We start from the raw sequence: 1,312 nt of genomic DNA on the forward strand, positions 1-1,312 counted from the left end.
CGAGGTATAAACGATGTCCCAAAATGATTCTATCCTAAATTTACTCAATATCCAAGACCAAAATATAGAAATTTCAGCTTGTAGTAACCTTTCTGATGCCGGAGTGCACGAAAAACTACTTTCTGCGACCTTAACTTATCGTGTCGAACGCTGTATCTACTGTGAATCAACTGATGTAGTTCGAAATGGAACTCGTCTAACTAAACTGAAGTTCCCTAGCATAGGTGAACAACCAATCCGCTTGAACCTCCGCAAACAACGCTATTTGTGCCGTTCTTGTCAGCGTACTTTTAGTGCACAAACTGACATTGCGCCAACTAATCATTCGATCACTCATCGAGCTGCGCATGAAATCGTCACTTTAGCTAAAAAATCACTGCCGGTTAAGACTATCAGCGAGATTGTAGGAATCTCAGCTTCTTCAATTCAGCGTATTTTATATCAAGGGCAACGAGCACTAGTTACACCGCCAGAACTACCGGCAGCACTATCTTTTGATGAATTTCGTTCGACTCAGAACTGCTTTTCTTTCATCTGCATTAATGCGAAAACACATGCTTTAGTTGCCTTACTACCGAACCGGTCTTCCAACACCATCAAAGACTATTTCAACAATACTTATTCGCTCTCTGAGCGACAGAAGGTCAAAATCGTCACCATGGATCTGAACGCTCAATATCAAAATTTTGTCCGTCACCTTTTTCCTAAGGCACAAATAGTTTTTGATCGTTTTCATATCGTTCAATTAGCTGGCCGAGCACTTGATCATGAGCGTCTTCAAGCTTTAAAAAGCATGACTGACCACCATGACCGTACTTATAAAGCTTTAAAAAACAACTGGCGTTTATTCCACCAAGATGAAAATCAAATCAGTGCTAGTGAAAACAAGTATTATCGTGGCTTGAATGAATTCATGACAGCTCAAAACGTAGTTGACTTAGGGCTAGATGCCTTCCCACGGTTTAAACAGGTTTACCATGACTACCAAACCATCTTAAGCTTCATTCGAAACCGTGACCGGGCAGCTCTCCAACAATTAGTCATGAATTACCAGCCAAATGGAAGCGCCATGGATACTGTCATTAGGACCATTCAAAAGAATTACTTAGGAATTAGGAATGCCTGCTTGTATGAGTACTCTAATGGGCCTTTAGAAGGAGTCAATCGGAAAATCAAGGAGTTGAAACGTAGCTGTTATGGCTTCAGGAGTCTGTCCCATTTCTTTATTAGAATCAAACTGATCCATGCTTAAATTAAAAGACAAAATTCTATGCGAAATCTGTGTGGCTGGGGCCGTCTCGCTACGCTCCAG

1 protein-coding gene is annotated in these 1,312 nt (G+C 41.2%); it reads left to right on the forward strand.

Features of this window, described 5'->3' with window-relative positions; translation table 11 throughout:
* Window positions 1-103: 103 nt before the first annotated feature.
* Entirely contained in the window at window positions 104-1,252 is a 1,149-nt protein-coding gene (locus LPAF129_RS11010) for an ISL3 family transposase (protein WP_244057175.1), read from the forward strand.
* Window positions 1,253-1,312: the final 60 nt, after the last annotated feature.

Source organism: Ligilactobacillus pabuli, from assembly GCF_022836475.1.
GTDB classification, from domain to species: domain Bacteria; phylum Bacillota; class Bacilli; order Lactobacillales; family Lactobacillaceae; genus Ligilactobacillus; species Ligilactobacillus pabuli.